General features: G+C 41.9%; 14 protein-coding genes. 2 read left to right on the forward strand and 12 right to left on the reverse strand.

Annotated features, from left to right (window positions below; all coding sequences use genetic code 11):
* Positions 1-29: 29 nt before the first annotated feature.
* The 12 genes from D9603_RS00500 to D9603_RS00555 form a co-directional block, all read right to left on the reverse strand.
* The gene (locus D9603_RS00500; protein ID WP_128729649.1) at positions 30-1,652 is read right to left on the reverse strand and encodes a methyl-accepting chemotaxis protein; all 1,623 of its coding nucleotides are present in this window, start codon (positions 1,650-1,652) and stop codon (positions 30-32) included.
* Between the two features lie 206 nt (positions 1,653-1,858).
* A complete protein-coding gene (locus D9603_RS00505; protein WP_125253330.1) occupies positions 1,859-2,827 on the reverse strand; it encodes a phosphate ABC transporter substrate-binding protein in 969 nt (322 codons plus the stop codon).
* Between the two features lie 77 nt (positions 2,828-2,904).
* The gene (phoR, locus tag D9603_RS00510) at positions 2,905-4,233 is read right to left on the reverse strand and encodes a phosphate regulon sensor histidine kinase PhoR (protein WP_125253331.1); all 1,329 of its coding nucleotides are present in this window, start codon (positions 4,231-4,233) and stop codon (positions 2,905-2,907) included.
* A 50-nt stretch (positions 4,234-4,283) separates the two neighbouring features.
* Positions 4,284-4,973, reverse strand: coding sequence for a phosphate regulon transcriptional regulator PhoB (gene phoB, locus D9603_RS00515; protein ID WP_010378755.1), 690 nt, complete (start codon positions 4,971-4,973; stop codon positions 4,284-4,286).
* Positions 4,974-5,282: 309 nt separating this feature from the next.
* Positions 5,283-6,236, reverse strand: coding sequence for a porin (locus tag D9603_RS00520; protein ID WP_128729650.1), 954 nt, complete (start codon positions 6,234-6,236; stop codon positions 5,283-5,285).
* Between the two features lie 809 nt (positions 6,237-7,045).
* Positions 7,046-8,110 carry a class II fructose-bisphosphate aldolase gene (gene fba / locus D9603_RS00525; protein WP_125253333.1) on the reverse strand — a complete coding sequence of 355 codons (1,065 nt, stop codon included), beginning with the start codon at positions 8,108-8,110 and terminating at the stop codon, positions 7,046-7,048.
* 198 nt (positions 8,111-8,308) lie between these two features.
* Entirely contained in the window at positions 8,309-9,487 is a 1,179-nt protein-coding gene (locus D9603_RS00530) for a phosphoglycerate kinase (protein WP_128729651.1), read from the reverse strand.
* Positions 9,488-9,618: 131 nt separating this feature from the next.
* Entirely contained in the window at positions 9,619-10,629 is a 1,011-nt protein-coding gene (gene epd / locus D9603_RS00535; protein ID WP_128729652.1) for an erythrose-4-phosphate dehydrogenase, read from the reverse strand.
* Positions 10,630-10,799: 170 nt separating this feature from the next.
* A complete protein-coding gene (locus tag D9603_RS00540; RefSeq protein ID WP_128729653.1) occupies positions 10,800-11,417 on the reverse strand; it encodes a 3'-5' exonuclease in 618 nt (205 codons plus the stop codon).
* Positions 11,418-11,420: 3 nt separating this feature from the next.
* Complete coding sequence (locus D9603_RS00545; RefSeq protein ID WP_128729654.1) at positions 11,421-13,259, reverse strand: DUF294 nucleotidyltransferase-like domain-containing protein; 1,839 nt, start codon at positions 13,257-13,259, stop codon at positions 11,421-11,423.
* An 88-nt stretch (positions 13,260-13,347) separates the two neighbouring features.
* A complete protein-coding gene (locus D9603_RS00550; protein ID WP_128729655.1) occupies positions 13,348-15,072 on the reverse strand; it encodes a sodium:solute symporter family protein in 1,725 nt (574 codons plus the stop codon).
* A gap of 11 nt (positions 15,073-15,083) precedes the next feature.
* Positions 15,084-15,347, reverse strand: a complete 264-nt coding sequence (locus D9603_RS00555; protein WP_125253339.1) for a DUF4212 domain-containing protein — start codon at positions 15,345-15,347, stop codon at positions 15,084-15,086.
* A gap of 410 nt (positions 15,348-15,757) precedes the next feature.
* Here D9603_RS00555 and D9603_RS00560 point away from each other — a divergent pair, with 410 nt between their 5' ends.
* On the forward strand, positions 15,758-19,183 hold the full coding sequence (locus D9603_RS00560) for a PAS domain-containing hybrid sensor histidine kinase/response regulator (protein ID WP_128729656.1): 3,426 nt from the start codon (positions 15,758-15,760) through the stop codon (positions 19,181-19,183).
* Positions 19,184-19,299: 116 nt separating this feature from the next.
* Positions 19,300-20,130 carry a formyltetrahydrofolate deformylase gene (purU, locus tag D9603_RS00565; RefSeq protein WP_125253341.1) on the forward strand — a complete coding sequence of 277 codons (831 nt, stop codon included), beginning with the start codon at positions 19,300-19,302 and terminating at the stop codon, positions 20,128-20,130.
* Positions 20,131-20,242: the final 112 nt, after the last annotated feature.

A 20,242-nucleotide genomic window follows, 5' to 3' on the forward strand; every position in this document is an offset into this window, starting at 1 on the left:
TTTTTTATTTTGTGGTAGTTACATTGCCTCTATACCCTAAATTTAGAGGTTGCATCTTTTAAGTTATCCGACAGCACATGCAGGTTCTCAGCAACATCCTGCACTTCATTTAGCGCTTGCATCGTGTCTTGGAAAGATTGGTGCATAGAAGTTACATTATTCACAACCATCGCAGCAACCGAAGTTTGCTCCTCTGTTGCTGCTGCAATCTGACCATTCATACTATTTATAGATAAAATTTGTTCGGCAATTTGCTCAATTGACTGTCCTGTTTGCGCAGCTGCTTCTGCATTATTAATGGCCATACTACTGGCACTTGTCATCGCCTTAACCGCTTGATTGGCAGCTTCTGTTAAGACATTGAGTAGTTCCCTGATCTCATTCGTTGACTTAGCAGTTCGAGAAGCCAGCTCTCTTACTTCGTCAGCAACAACCGCAAAGCCTCTCCCTTGCTCACCCGCTCGTGCAGCCTCAATTGCAGCATTGAGAGCAAGCAAGTTAGTCTGCTCAGCAATCGACGTAATAACATTAAGTATTTGTGTCACATTTTGAGTATCGTCAGCAAGCTTATTAATTGTTTCTGCCGCATGATTGATTTCTTCACTCAGAGCTTGAGATTCATTTACTGATACTTGTATTTGACGCTTACTCTGCTCAACTTCCTGCTCAGCAAGCTGAGCAGCATCAGATGCCTGTGATGCCGAGTTGGAGATATCACCAACACTTAAGCGCATCTCTTCCATTGATTGACGCACCACTTCAGCATCATGCGTTTGTTGGTTGGTAGCACCTTCCGCTTTTTCCATGCCTTTAACCAAGCGACTTGAGTCCTGCATTAACGGCTCAACTACATTCATCACTTCAACAACTGCCCCTTTAAGTAGGCCTACAAAATCATTAAAGTTTATTGATACTTGGCCAATCTCATCGTGAGATCGAACATTCAAAGTAGTAGATAATGACCCTTGACCTTGAGCGAGTAACTTAAGATTTTGGGCAGCATCTTTAGCTGAGTTACCTATCCCCCGCGCGATGATAACAGCGAGTAAAATCAGCACGATTAACGAGATAACAGCCACAATTAACATGATAGTTAGGGCATTTGAGGAGCGAGCTTCTGTATTTTGTAACAACTCAACAAAGCGGTCATTCGCATTTTCTTTGGCGGTCGTAAAATCTTTTACCAGTGCTTCATAAATTGCAGTTTTGTTTTTAGCGTCTTCTTGAATACGGGTAAAATCAGCGGTTCCGTCAATCATGCCTGATGCAATTCGCTGCGCAATTTTTGCATACTGAGTAAGTTCATCTCTGTTATCTGATGGTATAAACCCACTTTGGATTTCATTTATTTTCTGCAGATTATCTTGGATCTGTTGCCGATGCTCTTTTGCTTTATCTAATAATTCAGCATCGCCAAAAGTGACCGCCTGCGTGAACAACTCATCTAAATTTTGTAATTTATTGGCATTCTCCGTTGTTAGGTTCAGGATTTTATATGTTTGCTGTTCCAGCTCATTAAGTGCCCTCTGATTAGAACTTATAGCGTTATAGTTAACAAACACGATAACCACAAAAGCGATAACCGCAACGAGCGTTATTGCATGGATCTTTTTGGTGATACTTAGATCAGCAAAAGCAGTACCTAGACTCATATATACACCTTTTGAAGTAAGACGAGTTCATTATCGACTGATTTATTATAAATTTTAACTAAATATAGAATATTTCCAGCTTTTTTGCTGCGTTAAGATGAATATTTAGACAAATTATTTAATAAGGGGACATTGAGTTGTAGCAACAAAAAATGCCGCATGAAAGCGGCATTAATAACAACAAGTACTTGGCTATTTGGTTGGGATTATAATAGTCCTAGCTTTTTCAGCTCACGCGTAGCCATTTCACTAGACATTGGCACATAGCCGTCTTTCTCTACGATTTTTTGGCCTTCTTTCGAAAGTACCATTTTTAAGAATTCGGCCTCAATCGGTGATAATTCTTTGTTTGGATGCTTGTTAACATATAGATATAAGAAACGCGACAGTGGATATTTTCCTTGAGCTACATTTTCAAGTGTTGCGTCAACATAATTCGTACCCTTTTTAGATAAAGGTACAGTACGTACACCCGAAGTTTTATAACCAATACCAGAGTAACCAATCGCGTTCACTGAAGAAGAGATAGACTGTACCACAGAAGCAGAGCCTGGTTGCTCATTTACATTATTGCGAAAATCACCCTTACATAATGCTTTTTTCTTGAAGTATCCATATGTTCCAGACACTGAGTTACGACCATATAGCTGGATGTCTTTGGCAGCCCAATCTCCAGTCAAGCCGATATCACTCCAACGATTTGCTTGCGCTTGAGCACCACACTTACGGGTTGATGAGAAAATAGAATCTACTTGCTCAATCGTTAGACCTTCGATTGGGTTATCTTTGTGTACAAATACGGCAAGTGCATCAATTGCCACACGAACTTCTGTCGGTTTATAACCATAGCGCTTTTCAAAAGCCTCAATCTCTTTTGACTTCATCTTACGACTCATTGGACCGAAGTTTGCCGTTGCTTCTGTCAATGCTGGAGGCGCAGTAGATGATCCTGCCGCTTGAATTTGGATGTTAACGTTAGGGTATATTCTTTTATACTCTTCTGCCCAAAACGTCATCATATTTGCAAGCGTATCAGAACCAACTGATGAGAAGTTTCCTGAGATACCGCTGGTTTTATTATACTCAGGTAACTTTTCATCTAATGCAGATACTTGAGTAGAAACTAATGTAGTAACGGCCACACCCATTGCGGCAACTAAGCTTTTAAATTTCATTGGGGTCACTCCAGTTGTTGGTCCCAGTTATTTTACGCTGCTCATTGTGCAGCGATAAAATGACAATAAAATTACCTTTAAATTACACTTTTATGACTTTCATCATTTGTCATAAAAATGCGTTTTTGCTTTGAAAAAGAAAACCAAAATCGAGAACCTTCACCGACTTTACTCTCGATGCGAAGCGCTGAATCATGTCGAGAAAGTACATGTTTGGTAATAGCCAAACCGAGTCCTGAGCCACCAGTTTTTCTACTGCGTGCCTTATCGACACGATAAAAGCGCTCAGTGAGGCGATTGATATGTTCCGGTGCAATACCGTCACCATTGTCTATTACACAAAATGTTGGTTTTTCATCTTCAAGGTACCACCGTACATGGATCCGACCATTAGGCTTGGTATAGTGGATAGCATTAAACACTAAATTTGAGAATGCGCTACGCAATTCATCCGCCGCCCCTTTGATATCTAATGTCTGATCAATATCAAACGTTAGTGTATGTCCTTTGTCTTGGTTGAGAGACTTAGCCTCGGTGTGGATCAACTCTAACATAGCTGGAATATTGACAGCTTTATCATTATCTTGCTTCCTAGCTCCCTCGATACGAGATAGAGAAAGTAGCTGATTGACGAGACTATCCATTCGTTTACATTGGTCTATCATGGTGCCATGAGCTTTAGCCCACATTGCTGGCGGAGGCATATTATCGCTGTCCATCATTTCTAAATAGCCAGCCATCACAGTTAAAGGCGTTCGTAATTCATGAGAAACGTTAGCGACGAAGTCTTTGCGCATCTGCTCAAGCTGCTTTAGCCGACTCACATCCCGTGCCACCAGCATCAGCTGTTCAGCATAAGGCATAACTCGGATCTCCAATACTTGCTCATGTGCAAGTCCAGTGTCGAGCTCTAACGCTTCATCAAAACGATGCTCATTCATATACTTTACAAACTTGGGATCTCGGATAAGGTTATCTAGCCTCTGACCATGATCTGTCGGCCATTGTAGTCCGAGCACTTTCAACGCGAGTTGATTACACCACACGATGCTCAAATCTTGTTGTAATACGACAACCGCATCAGGGATAGCTTCAGCGCCTTCTCGAAAGCGACGGATCAGCTCAGCTAATTCATTGCGTTTTTTACGATTTCGCTGTTGTAGCTGATATATCCCTTCAAAAACTTGCTCCCACGCACCTTTGCCCTCAGGCGGATTGAAGCTGCGCTGGTTGATCAGCCAATCACTTAAACGATAAAGCTGCTTGTAATGCCAAACCAATAAAACGAAGGCACCAATGAAAAGAAATAGAAAAGGCGCACTGAGTAAATAACCAATAAGCGCTAAAGGTAAGAAATACAAAAACAGGCGTCTAGTTAACGCCTGCTTATCAATTACTCGATACATAAAGAAATCCATTTAGAAGCCATACAATATAGCTTCTTTTGGAGTACCAATTACAGTTTACTCGAAAAACGGTAACCTGCACCACGCACGGTTTGCACCAAACGATCATGGCCTAGAGGTGCAATCGCTTTTCGCAGCCGTCGAATATGTACATCAACAGTGCGATCTTCAACATAGACATTCGTTCCCCATACATGATCAAGCAATTGCTCTCGGCTGTAAACACGCTCGGGGTGTGTCATGAAAAAGTGTAATAATCGAAACTCTGTCGGTCCCATATCAAGCTCAGTACCAGCAGAAGTAACACGGTGGGATATCGGATCAAGGCGCAAGCCATGAACTTCTATTGCTTCTTCAAGAGAAGTGGGAGACACCCGTCGCATCACCGCTTTGATTCGAGCCATAAGCTCTTTTGGAGAGAAAGGTTTTGTCACGTAATCGTCCGCACCAACTTCCAATCCTTTCACTTTGTCTTCTTCCTCACCTCGCGCTGTAAGCATGATGATTGGGATCTGACGAGTGTATTCACTTTGCTTGAATTTTTTAGCGATTTGAATGCCACTGCCCCCAGGAAGCATCCAGTCAAGCAGTACCATATCGGGGTATGGCTCTACCATGGCAGCCACCGCTGAATCATAGTCTTCAGCTTCAATTGCTTGAAAACCATTTTGTTCTAATACAAACACCAACATCTCTCTGATCGGTGCTTCATCATCAACTACAAGTACTTTACGTGACATTCCCAATGTTCTCTCGTTACCGACGTTGTTGATGTCATTATTATGACTAACTATGACAGTTTTATGAAAGTGTAACGTGTAAACTGAAAACAAGCCAAAAAAATCTCTTTTTTCAGCGCAAAAAAGAATATTTTCAAAGTCATAAGCACATGTTATTAAATAAGATAATAAATTTATTTTTGAAGAATAATTATGTTTTTAAAATATGTACATTCATTTTGTTTTCGCTAATCATATGCCATTTAAAATAGAATAAACTTCAACCTAATACACATAAAAAGTACTGTCGATACAATATCTCGCTAAGTATTAAAAGTCATAACGTAATGTTACTGCCATTGCGTCGTGATCTTCATTATTATCAAGCGAAAACTTAGAGTACCAAAGATACATACGTGCTTGTTTACTCAAGCTTCTTTCGACTCCAAAAGACGTCGCATTTCCTGAATCCTTGAGCTTACCATTAGCACCGTCAGAGTCTTGATACTGAGCTAGTATAGTGTAAGCACTCACTTTATACGAGGCACTTATCATGTAGCTATCAACTTCATCATTACTGTCTATCGCTTCACTTTGTTGGTATATTCCCCCTACTTTAAAGCTCCCCAGTTTCCCCTGTACCGTAACGCGATTTATGTCTTGTCCAGCGACCTGATTGTCATGAGCAACGGCAATATATATGCTTGTTTTCTTGAGCTTACTATCACCATAACTTGCAGCTAAAGACAGTCCATCCTCATCTTTTTGCTTGCTGTTCTCTTCAGCAATGTAACTCACAGTAAACTTCAAATGATTTATTGCTGGTGTTGAATACTGCACAGTGTCGCCCAGTCGGTTTTCTCCAACAAAAAAAGAATTAATATCACCAGAAAAGTCATTCATTAAATCAACTTTGCCTTGGGATTTCTTCATTGCCGTGTCATCGCGGCCGATTAACAACTGGCCATATTTACCTCGGATCCCCAAATACTGAGATCTTGCCGTCAGGTTATCTCCAGACTTACCATCTTTATCTTGATCTGCGATCTCAACTTGAAATTCGTATTTATAAAAAACATCAATACCTTCGTTGATCTGTGTCGATCCTTTGAGCCCCATTCTTGAGTTATAACTTTCAATCGATGTGTCACTATCTCCATCTTTGTCAGTATTTTGTATGCCAACATGTGCTCGGCCATATACAGACACGGCGTCATTAGCATAGCCATACATACTGACGAAGCTGCCACAAAGCAAGATTGCACAGAGGTATTTCGTTTTCATAATTGATCACCTTGGGGATTAGTTGGGCGCAGTACAACAAGGTTTAGAAAGCAAGCGGCGAGAGTCAACTCATCACGTCCTGATCTCATATTTTTAAAGTTAGACTCTTTTAGCCACAGATCAAGAAAGCAAAAATGTAGGATCGTTATTTTATTAACTGCTTCGAATTTTACGCTCAAGATCATTTTTTTACTAAGTGATCACTGCCGGGATCGCGCTCATACTAACTAAAACTGACTTTTACGCACATTCACTTAGTATAAAAATGATCCAGGTTCTCATCGTTGATTGATCTCAGCACGTTAGACGACTTACTTGGTATAAAAATGATCCCGGCTGAAGTGAACACTAAGCGCGAAGTAAATTGGTTTTAAAGTTGCGGGAGAAAAAAGTAAGGTATTGTTTTTATTGCTAATATAAATTTAATGTCACAACCATACAATACCTTTTAAAGATAGCTTTCCCCCAACACTGATCATGAAGAGCTGTACATAAGGCGAATTGACACCGCAATTCTAGTACTACTAGCTACATCTACACTACCACAAGCGTCGATCATATCGGCTAAAACACCCAGTGTGTTATGCTAGAGACTGGTTAGTTAGTAAAGATCTGATCCCAACTTAACCCGATCTACAGAAAATTTCCTCACTTAATATCACAAAAAGTAAACAGACTGAATTAAGTTACCTATTATAAAAAGTGTACAAGATCGCTTTTTTGATCCAAAAAAGCCCCTAACTCTAGGGGCTTTTAGATTACTTTGACAGCGAAGCTCTAGTCTAAGCGGAGCTATGCTCGTACTGTGATCACTTTACTTTTGGATCTAATTCACCTGTTAAATATTTCAGGTGCATATCATCAAGTGAAATTGGCTTAATCTTCGCTGCTTGACCTGCCGTACCGAAAGCTTCATAACGAGCAACACAGATCTCAGTCATCGCTTTGGTCGCCTCGGCTAAGAATTTGCGTGGATCAAAATTGCTAGGGTTCTGTGCTAAGTGGCGACGAATTGCACCAGTTGATGCAAGACGCAGATCTGTGTCTATGTTGACCTTGCGAACACCATACTTAATCCCTTCTACAATCTGCTCTACCGGCACACCGTAAGTCTCAGGAATTTCACCGCCAAACTCATTAATAACAGCCAACCAGTCTTGTGGCACAGATGAAGAGCCGTGCATTACTAGGTGTGTATCAGGAATACGTGCGTGGATTTCTTTGATGCGGTTAATCGCTAAAATATCACCCGTTGGTGGACGAGTAAATTTATAAGCACCATGTGATGTACCACATGCGATAGCAAGCGCATCTACATTGGTTTTCTTGACAAAGTCTGCCGCTTCTTCTGGATCAGTAAGTAGCTGATCTTCTGTTAATTTACCTTCTGCACCGATGCCATCCTCTTCACCAGCTTCACCAGTTTCAAGTGAGCCTAGTACACCTAGCTCTCCCTCTACTGACACACCACAAGCATGAGCCATTTCAACTGTACGGCGTGTTACATCGACATTGTACTCATAGCTCGACGGTGTTTTACCATCTTCTAGCAATGAACCATCCATCATCACTGATGAAAAACCAAGTTGAATTGAGCGTTGACATACCGCAGGCGAAGTACCGTGATCTTGGTGCATTACAACTGGAATATGAGGCCATTCTTCAACCGCTGCTAAAATCATGTGGCGGATAAACGGTGCACCTGCATATTTACGCGCACCAGCAGAACCTTGTACGATAACCGGACTGTTAGTCTTGTCCGCAGCTTCCATGATCGCACGCATTTGCTCTTGGTTATTCACGTTAAATGCAGGAACGCCATAACCATGCTCAGCTGCATGATCGAGAAGTTGACGCATACTGATTAAAGCCATATTGCTTTTCTCCAATTGTTGATAGCCACCGCTATCGGTTTGAACGGATAATATATATACACCAGCCGTGCTGGTGTGATTAACCCTCATCGAGGTTAACCCGACGCCATTGAGCGTCGCCAAGCAATCATCAAATAAGTGAGAGAGTGATGATTGCTAGGTAGTAAAAGAGGCAGCGCGAAGCTGCCTCAATCAATTTTAGTCTTTAGCTCGCTGTTCAAGCATAGCAACTGCTGGTAGGGTTTTACCTTCAAGAAATTCAAGGAAAGCACCACCACCTGTTGAGATATAAGAGATATCTTGCTCAACACCATATTTGTCAATCGCGGCCAACGTATCACCGCCACCAGCAATTGAAAATGCTGACGATTTAGCAATTGCATTGGCAATTGCTTCAGTGCCATTGCCAAATTGATCAAATTCGAACACGCCCACAGGACCATTCCATACAACAGTGCCAGCGCTTGCAATGATTTCAGCGAGCTGCGTTGCGGTGTCAGGACCTATATCGAAGATCATGTCTTCGTCTGAAACTTCGCTCACATCCTTAATAGTTGCAACCGCAGATTCTGAAAACTCATTACCTACAACCACATCAGTCGGAACTGGAATATCACCATCATTTGCTCTCGCAGCGGCGACAAGTTTATTCGCTTCTGGTATCAAATCAGCTTCGTACAATGACTTACCAACGGGGTTACCTGCTGCTGCAATAAAAGTATTGGCAATACCGCCACCGGTAACGAGTTGGTCAACAACTTTAGATAGCGAATCTAGTACGGTGAGTTTTGTTGATACCTTTGAGCCACCAACAATAGCAACCAAAGGACGAGCTGGATTATCTAGCGCTTTACCAAGCGCTTCAAGCTCGGCGGCAAGCAATGGACCTGCACAAGCCACTTCAGCATAGAGGCCTACACCATGTGTCGACGCTTGAGCACGATGTGCAGTACCAAAGGCATCCATTACATAAACATCACACAGGGCAGCTAACTTCTTTGCAAGGGTTTCATCATCTTTCTTTTCACCCACGTTAAAGCGTACGTTTTCAAGTACGATTACTTCATTGTCGCTGACGTCAACCCCGTCAAGATAGTCCGTCACCAAACGTACTTCTTGAGACAGAGCATCATTAAGATAGTCCACTACAGGCTGCATAGAGTATTGCGCATCGAACTCACCCTCAGTTGGACGACCAAGATGAGACATAACCATTACTTTGGCACCTTTTTCAAGTGCTAGTTTGATAGTTGGTAATGCTGCACGAATACGTGCATCTGACGCAACTTTGCCATCTTTAATTGGCACATTTAGGTCTTCGCGGATCAATACACGCTTGCCGTTTAAATCTAAATCCGCCATCTTAATGACTGACATTGGACATCTCCTTTAAGAACGATACTTTTATTGTCTACAAGGCGACTGAACTTACTCTAATCACCTAAATTTGAATTTTTGTTTTAATTTTATGCAGCAGCTTTGATTATAACAGCGTATTTCTAAAATTATTAGCTTCTCATCATCTCGCCAGCCGTGTCTAACATGCGGTTAGCAAAGCCCCACTCGTTATCACACCATACTAATAATTTAACCAAGCGTTTATGGCTTACACGGGTCTGGGTGCCATCGATAATGCAAGAATGTGCATCATGATTAAAGTCGACTGATACAAGTGGCTCTTCGGTATAGCTTAATATCCCCTCTAACCGGCCACTGGCAGCGTCCTGCAAGACTGAGTTTACGGCATCAATAGTCGCATCTTGGTTAAGGGTTACACTTAAGTCCATTGCGGTCACATTGATGGTAGGTACACGTACAGCGATTGCCTCAAAGCGGCCTTGAAATTGCGGTAAAATTCGCTCAATACCACGAGCTAGTTTGGTATCAACAGGAATGATGGATTGACTTGCCGCGCGTGTGCGGCGTAAATCACTATGATAAGCATCAATCACTTGCTGGTCGTGCATCGAAGCATGAATGGTGGTGATCGCACCTGACTCAATACCAAAGTTATCGTCTAACACTTTTATCACAGGGACAATACAGTTTGTTGTGCAAGAACCGTTTGACACTATCGTATGTTGAGGAGTCAGTACGTCTTCATTGATTCCAAAGATAACGGTCGCGTCAACATCTGCATCCGCAGGATGTGAAAATAGCACTTTTTTTGCACCAGCTTGAATATGCGCTAGTGCATGTTGGCGAGAGTGATACACACCAGTGCAATCTAATACTACATCAACATCGAGTGCACGCCACGGTAGGTGGCTAGGATCTGGTTCGGAGAATAGCTGGATCTTATCGCCTGCTACTTCTAAGAAAGACTCTGTCAAGGAAACGGGAAAACCAAAACGCCCATGTGACGTATCATATTTAAGTAGATGTGCGATCCCTTGCGGATCCGCGAGTTCATTGATGGCTACAATATTTATTTGTTGATCACGACCGGATTCGTAGAGCGCCCTGACGATATTACGCCCTATTCTCCCAAAGCCGTTTATTGCAAGCTTGATTGTCATTAAATTGAAAATCCATTGAGTCGCAAGTACGAAAGCTACCCTTCGTTTTGATGGCGCTATTGTAATCGACCTAGGATAAATGTGTAAGAGGCTTAATCAATTTTTTCCTTCTCAAAAAGAACCTAAGGCGTTCATAAAGCATTATTTTAGGAACCAGCGAATTTACCTATTCAAGTTAAATCCGCTATTTTGCATTTGCCACCGAGGCATATCGCTTGAGATTGTGCGAGTAATAATTCCGCTGTGGCAAGTGCATCTCCCAAGGCATCGTGGAGTTGATGTAGTGGTAGCCCATAGCGCATTCGACAAGCATTGAGTGTTAATGCGTCTTGCGCTAACGGATACCCCTGCTTTAACACCCGGCGTTTATCAATTTGCATTGTATCTAGCATCAAAGCCGGTTTGACATTCAAATTAAACTGTTGAAAAGCGGTTTTCAAAAAAGCCCAATCCATTTGCACATTGTGACCAACTAAAACGTTGCCATGAATCGCTTGTTGTAGTGCGAGCAACAGTGTTTTTAACGAATACCCAGACGCCAGCTGTGCGCTATCTATACCATGATATACAGGGCTTTGCTCAAGTGATTGCACTTCTTTATTAAGGTAATGCTGAGCGTCTTTCACTTCGATCCGCATATTTTTAATGGGTAGCCAACCCGCTGATACAATTTCATGCTGCTTTGGATCCAACCCAGTAAGCTCCAGATCCAGCACCACCAACTCAGCTTGTGAAAATAATAAATGCTTGTAACGCCATTTGGCGAGAGAACGAGAAAGCCACTCCATCGCTTATAAGCTTCCTCTTGCAAATTTAAACGCACTGGCCTGTTGAGCTTGTTTTACTAGATAGAATGCTTCTTTGAGCTGATGCTTTTCAAGCGAAGACAAGCTTTCAGGGTTAATACAATTTCCAGGCAACCCCTCGCGGTTGATTTGAGTTTTCAGTCTCAGTTGAGTTAAGAAACGCCAGCAATCCTTCAAATTATTAATATCTGATTTGGCTAATAGCGCACCTTTATTCAGTGCCTCAAGCCGCTCTAAAGTATTGGCTCTGGCCACCCCAGCTTTTAAAGCATAGAGGCGTACAACATCATTAATAATTGCTACTCCCCGCTTTTTCAAATCAAGGTATTTATGTTTACCCTTATCTTTTTCCAACTTAAACTGCTGAAAAATACCAATAGGTACTGAGTTCGCATTAATGTCTGTTGCCATTGCCGCATAAAAAAGCTCATTTTTGCTAATGTTAGCCAAAGATTGACTTAGTGCGGCATACAGGTCGCTCGCTCCATCAATGAAGCGCATATCAAAGTAAATTTTGCAATTAAGCATTGCTTTGGGTGTCGGTGATAAGATCCAGCGACTAAATCGCTCGCTCCACTGAGCAACCGTACCACGACACTCCGAGTTACTGGCCATGATATTCCCCGGACAAGAGCGGATCCCGCATTCATTAAGCTGCTCACAGACAAAAGCACCAAGCTTTGCAAAATACTCGCGTGCTGATTCATCAATATTATCCGGTAGCAACAAGCCGTTATCTTGATCCGAATGAAGAGTCTGCTCCTCTCTTGCTTGAGAACCAAAACAGATCCAAGCAAAGCGGCATGGTGCCGCACCGTGTTGTTGTTGATATAAATAAATAAGCCTTGAAGTCAGAGCATCAGTAAGACCACTCAGTAACTTCCCTATCAATGAAATGTCTTCAATATGATATGAGAATTGTCGTAATAGATCCGGGATCTCTTGAGCATAGTTCTTGATGCTTAAAAGATTCTGCGCTTTGTAGATCCGCCCGATCAACTGTACTGGATCACTTTTTTGTTGTCTTAATAGATCTGTACTCGTTAGCATGCCTAACGGCTTATATGCTTCATTTAATACAGGTAAATGATGGATGTTGTGTTTTAACATCAAATGTAGCGCTGAAAATACTCGGTTGTTTTCAAAAATATGTTTTGGTTTTTTTGTCATGATCTCTGCAAGTGATGCACAGGGATCTCGGTCCTGCGCTAAGACACGGTTTCGTAGATCTCTATCAGTAACAACCCCCACTAGACGATCATGTTCAGTGATCATGATCGAGGAAACTCGATGCTCACTCATTAACCTTGCCGCATCACGGATACTTGCATCGGGTGTTATCGTCACAGCCTCTTTGGTCATTAACTCTGAGATCTTGCGTTCAGACCAAGTTTCACTTTGTTGCTTATAACGTGATGCCAATAGGCGATTTGCGTGAGCTCTAACAAAATACTGCTCGAAAGGCTTATATTCTCGACGCAAAAAATCAAAATCATGCTCTTTTAAGATGTAAACCAACCCATCCTTCTGCACTTCAATATGGTTTTGAATTGCATCACCAGTCAACAAAGACGGATAACCAAAATAATCTCCTTCACTCATGCGCCCAATGACTTCATCTTTTGCCGAGATAAGATCAATAATACCTGAACGGATCAGGTAAAGGTTAGGCTGGCTGTCTTGCAACCAATCTTGCTGATTTGATTTGCTAAGGTATACGACTTGAATATGTTTGGAAAAATAACTTGCTGCTGACTCTGGTAGCTCAGAGAAAGGTGCTTGCTTGAGTACAAACTGAAAAATATCTTGAATTTCGGCTGTCATATCTCATCATCCTTTTCAACCAAATCACTTCGCTTTACCAAAAACAAAGCTGCCCAGCACTTGGGCTGGGCAGCTAAGCTAGCTTTGCTTAGTGCGCGTGAGCTGCACTTGACCCTTTCGGATTACGGATCCCTTCCACCATTAACTTAACTTCTTCAGGCGTTTCAGCAGTTACTTTCATTACCACTGCGGCCACAATAAAGTTAACCAACATACCAATGATGCCTATCCCTTCAGGAGAGATACCAAATAGCCAATTAGCAGGCGCATTAAGTTCAGGACTAACAAACTTAAAGTAGATGATATAGGCTGCGGTGAAACCTATACCCGTTACCATGCCAGCAATAGCACCTTCTTTGTTCATGCGCTTAGAGAATATACCCATGATGATCGCTGGGAAGAAACTCGCCGCTGCTAAACCGAAGGCAAATGCGACCACTGAGGCAACAAACCCCGGTGGATTAATACCAAAGTACGCTGATATCCCTATCGCCACCATCGCAGCTAAACGCGCAGCCAGCAATTCTTGTTTGTCGTTGATATCTGGTTTAATGGTACGTTTCAACAAATCATGTGACACCGATGTTGAAATAACCAGCAACAGACCTGCAGTTGTTGAGAGCGCTGCTGCAATGCCACCTGCGGCGACCAGTGCAATCACCCATGCAGGTAGATTCGCAATTTCTGGATTTGCTAAGACCATGATATCGCGGTCAATCTTCACCTCGTTTGCACTTGCTGGATCATCAATCTTGCCCGCAGAGTACTGCATTTTTCCATCACCGTTTTTATCATTGAATACGATAAGACCAGTTCTTTCCCAGTTTTTCACCCACTGTGGTGCTTCTTCATAAACCGTACCACTACCATCTTTACCGTTAATCGTGTCGATCATATTCACACGAGCGAACGACGCGACAGCTGGCGCTGTTGTATATACGATAGCGATAAATACTAAAGTCCAAGCGGCTGAAATACGAGTATCTTTTACTCTGGGAACGGTAAAAAAGCGAACGATTACATGCGGCAAACCAGCAGTACCTACCATCAATGCAGCTGTGATCGCAAACACATCAATCATGCTTTTGGAGCCCTCTGTATACTGTGCAAATCCAAGCTCGGTACTGAGTCCATCTAACTTGTCGAGTAAATAGATGCCCGAGCCATCAGCCAGCGTTGCGCCGAAACCGGTTTGTGGTAGCAAATGGCCTGTCATCATCAGTGAGATGAAAATAGCAGGAACCAAATAAGCGAATACGAGTACACAATACTGAGCGACCTGTGTATACGTGATCCCCTTCATACCGCCAAGTACAGCATAGAAGAATACAATCACCATACCGATGTAAACACCTGTTTCAATATCGACTTCTAAGAAGCGAGAGAACACAACACCAACACCACGCATTTGACCAGCAATGTAGGTAAAACAGATGAAAATAGCGCAAAGTATCGCAACCACACGTGCAACCTGAGAATAGTAACGGTCACCGATAAAATCCGGTACTGTGAACTTACCAAATTTACGTAAGTATGGCGCTAAACACAGTGCTAGAAGTACATAACCACCAGTCCACCCCATAAGATAGACACCGCCATCGTAGCCCGCGAAGGAAATAATCCCCGCCATTGAAATAAAGGACGCAGCACTCATCCAGTCTGCTGCAGTTGCCATGCCGTTGGCAACGGGAGGTACGCCTCCGCCTGCTACATAAAATTCATTCGTTGAACCAGCTCTTGCCCAGATAGCGATACCGATGTAGAGCGCAAAACTGAGGCCGACGATAATAAAAGTTAAAATTTGAACATCCATCGATTAGCTCCTCACTCGTCCACGCCATATTTTTTGTCAAGCGTATTCATTTTAGAAACATAGACAAAGATTAACGCAACAAAAGTATAAATTGCGCCTTGTTGAGAAAACCAAAATCCGAGTTTAAATCCAAAAAAACGAACTTCGTTGAGCACATCAACTAACAGGATGCCAAATCCAAATGAAACGACAAACCAGATAGTGAGTAGCTTAAACATCAAGGCGAGATTTTCTGACCAGTATGCTTTCGCTTGTTCTTCACTTTTAAAAGCCATTTTAAATCTCCTATCACCCGCTCCAACATAGAGCAAGCAGTGTTAATAGACCTTAATGAGAGTAGCAATGGCTTGATAAGTTGAAATTGAGACCTTAGTCGTAACACCAAGATTACGTTTACGTAAACTGCAAAATAAAGGGTGTTATTATTAATAAAAAGTCTTTATAAACAATTAGATATGAATTTAAGAAGTGGCTAATTTTGATGTTTTCTCTGTTTTAATCCTGCAGTAAGACATTAGTCTAATTTGCTGAATAAAGACCTAAAGCCTACTCCGAACGAGCGCATAACATATTGTTTAATATGAATTTATTCATATATGATAAAAATCCAATGTAAACTAGACTATGAGCGGTATTTGTTTGATAAAGTATGATGATATAAATAATAAGAATCGAACCCAATACTATGACCGTTATTTTACTCTTGGTTGCAGCCATTTACATCGGCGTACTTTTTTGGCTCGCCAATTGGGGAGACAAGACCACACCTCGAGCGCTAAAATTTAGTCATCATCCGTTTGTTTACGCATTTTCGCTTGGGATCTACTGTACTTCGTGGACTTATTATGGCTCAGTTGGCACTGCAGCAACGAGCAGTTGGCACTACTTTCCTATCTTGCTTGGCCCTATTTTATTGTTCATCTTTGGTCATGGCTTTCTACGTAAACTGATCCTAGTCAGTAAAAAACAAAACATCACCACCATTGCGGACTTTATCTCCGCTAGATATGGCAAACGCCAAACAACAGCGGTGATGGTTACCATGATAGCGTTACTTGCAACGATACCGTACATTGCTTTACAGCTAAAGGCATTGAGTAGTAGCTTTTTACTGTTGCAAAGAGACGGGCAGGTATCAGGTACGGCATTGGCATTGGCTGTTACGCTAATTATGGCTATATTTGCTATTTTTTTCGGCACTCGAAAAGTTGATGTCACAGAATACCGTTCAGGCCTAATGTTAGCTGTCGCATTCGAATCTATAGTCAAACTGCTCGCACTTGGTATGGTCGCTGTTTTGGCATGGCAGTCACTTACTCAAGCCCCTAGCTTAACTGCAAACTTAAGTGAGCATTGGCAGTCATTTGACTTTTTCAATTTTAATTTCGTTGGTCAGACCTTGATGGCCGCAGCAGCCATCGTATGCTTGCCAAGACAGTTTCACGTTGTCGTTGTGGATAATCATAATACTTCACACCTAAAGACAGCACGCTGGGCTTTTCCTCTGTACCTATTGTTAATTGCCGCTATGATAATCCCTATTGCAACAGCAGCTATACACCCTCAAATAGGTGCAGGTGCAGCACCCGATAGCTTTGTGCTTGCACTGCCCATTATGTTGGATCACCCAGTTTTAGCGACCTTTGTGTTCATCGGTGGCTTATCTGCTGCGACAGCAATGATTGTCGTCGCAACGCTTACTCTCAGTACGATGCTATCAAATGACGTAATACTACCTTTACTGTTTAAGCGAAAATTCAAAAAGAATATTTTAAATAGCAGCTTCAAAACACAAATACTTTTGGTACGTCGATTTGTTATTGCTGCAATTTTGCTGCTGTCTTATATGTATCAACAATGGTTTGGTCATGGGGAAGCCCTCGCGAATATGGGGTTAGTTGCCTTTTCATTAGTTACTCAATTACTGCCAGCCATCATTGGTGGACTCTACTGGCGCAAAGGCCATGCGTACGGAGTATATGCAGGACTGATAGCGGGTTTCATTTGCTGGATGTTATTTTTGATGTTCCCCATCCTCGAAGCTGGCAACATTCTCGACTATGAGACGCGCCAAACAATTATTACCAGAGGTACACTACTTGCGCTTTTAGCCAATATCAGCTGTTACATCAGTTTTTCTATTGGTGCACAAGAGCGCCTTGTCGACCGCATCCAAGCTGCTGCTTTTGTAAACCCAAAAGATCAAACAAGACTTGCGAAAAGAGTAAATAAGCAAGTTCGTGCCACTGTGTATGATTTCAAAGTATTACTACAAACATTTTTAGGGGTACAACGCAGCCAACAGTTGTTAGGGCATTATGCACAAAATAACATTCTCGAAGATAATGATGCCTATCCTAACCCTGAGTTTATCTCATTTTGTGAACGGGCACTTACTGGTGTATTAGGTGCCTCATCCGCACAAGCACTGATCAGAACAGTATCATCTGGTAGACAAATGGCTTTCGAAGAAGTCGTCAACTTTTTTGATGAAACGACGCAAGCGCTTCAGTTTAACCAAAACCTACTTTTCACCTCGCTAGAAAATTTAAGTCATGGTATTTCTGTCGTCGATAAAGATCTAAAATTAGTCGCATGGAATAAACGCTATAACGAAATGTTTGCCTATCCTGATGGATTTTTAGAAGTGGGACAACCCATTGAACAAGTGATCCGCTTTAATGCAGAGCGTGGAGAGTGCGGTCCCGGCGAAATTGACAAACATGTAGATAAGCGAGTTCAGCACCTTAAAAATGGTACGCCTCATCACTTTATTCGTCATCGTCGTAATGGCGAGGTATTTGAGATGACAGGCAACCCTCTCCCTGAGGGTGGCTTTGTAACCAGCTTTTCAGATATTACCACTCATATAGCAACACAAAATGCACTTGAAGAAATCAATATGGATCTGGAGAACCGGATTGAAGCTCGCACTCAGGAAATCCGCGCCATCAACCTAGATCTTAAAGCTGAAATCGCGAGTAGGCAAAAAACCGAACAAGCATTGATGGCAGCTAAGAAAGAAGCAGAGCAAGCTAACGAGAGTAAAACCCGATTTTTGGCACTGGCAAGTCATGATATTTTACAGCCTCTCAATGCTGCTCGCTTATATTTAGCTGCAATAGATACCTATAACCTCAACAACAAAGATCAAAGTAACTTCGAAAAGCTAACAGATAGCCTAGACTCCACTGTTCATCTCATGAGCGCTTTACTAGATATCGCAAAATTAGAGCAAGGGGCCATGAAACCCACTCCAAGACACTTTAATATTGATGATATTTTACTGCCACTGGCTAATGAGTATGCCATCATTTCTAAAGAAAAAGGTTTGGTGCTGAAAGTCAGAAGCTCTCATAGTGTAGTGCACAGCGATACAACGTATTTACGCCGTATTATTCAAAATTTAGTGTCTAACGCTGTGAAGTATACAGAAAGCGGTAAAGTGCTAATTGCATGTCGCTGCCGAAAGCATAGTCTCAGACTCGAGGTCTGGGACACAGGCCCGGGTATATCTGAGCATGAACAAAATAAAATTTTTAATGATTTTTATCGTATCCAATCAGGCGATAACAAAGGTGTGGGGCTTGGCCTCGGTGTAGTGAAACGTTTATGTGATCTGTTATCAATTACCATTTCCGTAAACTCAATGGTAAATCACGGTAGTCGATTCAGTATTGATATTCCTTATGGTAATGCCGAGCTGTTACAAATAAAAGAAGACATTAATCAAAAACCGATGAGTAAAACACAGCTCAATATAATTGCTGTAGATGACGACCCAAAAAACCTAGAGGCGATGTCCAGCCTTTTAGATAAATGGTCTTGTCACTACCTGCTCTTTTCCAAAGCTGAAGAAGCCCTCGCATATGCGAAGTCTAATGCAGCACCAGATATTATCTTAATGGATTACCAGCTCAACGATCATCATGATGGTATCTCTTTGATTAAAAACCTACGCACAATATGGAAAACAACAATACCAGCTATTTTAATCACAGCCGTCAGAGATGAGGAAGTAAAAGTGATAGCAAAGAGTAACCATATTCACTATCTGTCAAAGCCTGTAAAACCTGCAAAGTTAAAAGCACTGCTCAATCACGGTCGTTAGTGAATGAGCCAAGATTGAATACGATAGCAATAGCGGTATTTTTTATTACAAAAGATTTATCTCAAACGTTATTCCAAGTATTCTGAAGGCTCGTTTACACAAATAGGAATGAGGAAATGAGTTATATACTAACCACTGAGTGTAAGGATGATATAGGGCTGATCGCTAAAATAACTAGCCTATGCCATGAACATGGTTTTAATATTACGCGCAATAATGAATTTGTCGATAAAGAAGGCCAAAGGTTCTTTATGCGAACAGAACTCAGCGGTAGCCCAAGTCGTGACTTTTTAACACAGCTTCAACAAACTCTACCAAAAGGGGCAAAGCTGAACCTCCATGCTCAAGAGCGCACTAAAGTAGTCCTATTAGCTACAAAAGAAGCTCATTGCCTAGGAGGAGTTTTACTAAAACAGTATGAACAGGCATTTAATATCGAAGTACAAGCTGTGATAGCAAACTACGATACTTTAAAACCGCTGGTAAGTAGTTTTGGTATTCCCTTCCATTTAGTTTCTCATGAAGGCTTAAGCAGAGCAGAACACGACGCAGCCATGGCAGATCTGATAGAGCAATATAACCCTGATATAGTTGGTCTAGCTAAATATATGCGCATTCTTACTCCTGAGTTTGTCTCTCGCTTTGATGGTAGAATTATCAACATCCATCACTCGACACTGCCAGCTTTTATTGGCGCAAAGCCATACCATCAAGCGTTTAAACGTGGTGTGAAAATCATTGGCGCAACTGCACACTTCGTCAATGATGAGCTAGATGAAGGACCTATCATTGCACAGAATGTTACACAAGTAAGTCATGCACATAGCGCAGAAGAAATGGCTAAAATTGGTAGAGATATAGAAAAAACGGTGTTCTGCAATGCCTTGCAATTAGCTTGTGAACACAAGCTCTTCATTAATGGAGATAAAACGGTTGTTTTCTCTTAGTGTAGCCAATTGTACGCTCTAGTACTCAGAGTAATATTCGCGGGTAAACCTCCTCCTAACAATACAACACTTTGGCGATATTGTGGTGAGCGCGAGTTTACCTCGCGATGTT

Origin of the sequence: Pseudoalteromonas sp. PS5, from assembly GCF_004103255.1 — a bacterium.
In the GTDB taxonomy this organism is placed as follows: Bacteria; Pseudomonadota; Gammaproteobacteria; order Enterobacterales; family Alteromonadaceae; genus Pseudoalteromonas; species Pseudoalteromonas peptidolytica.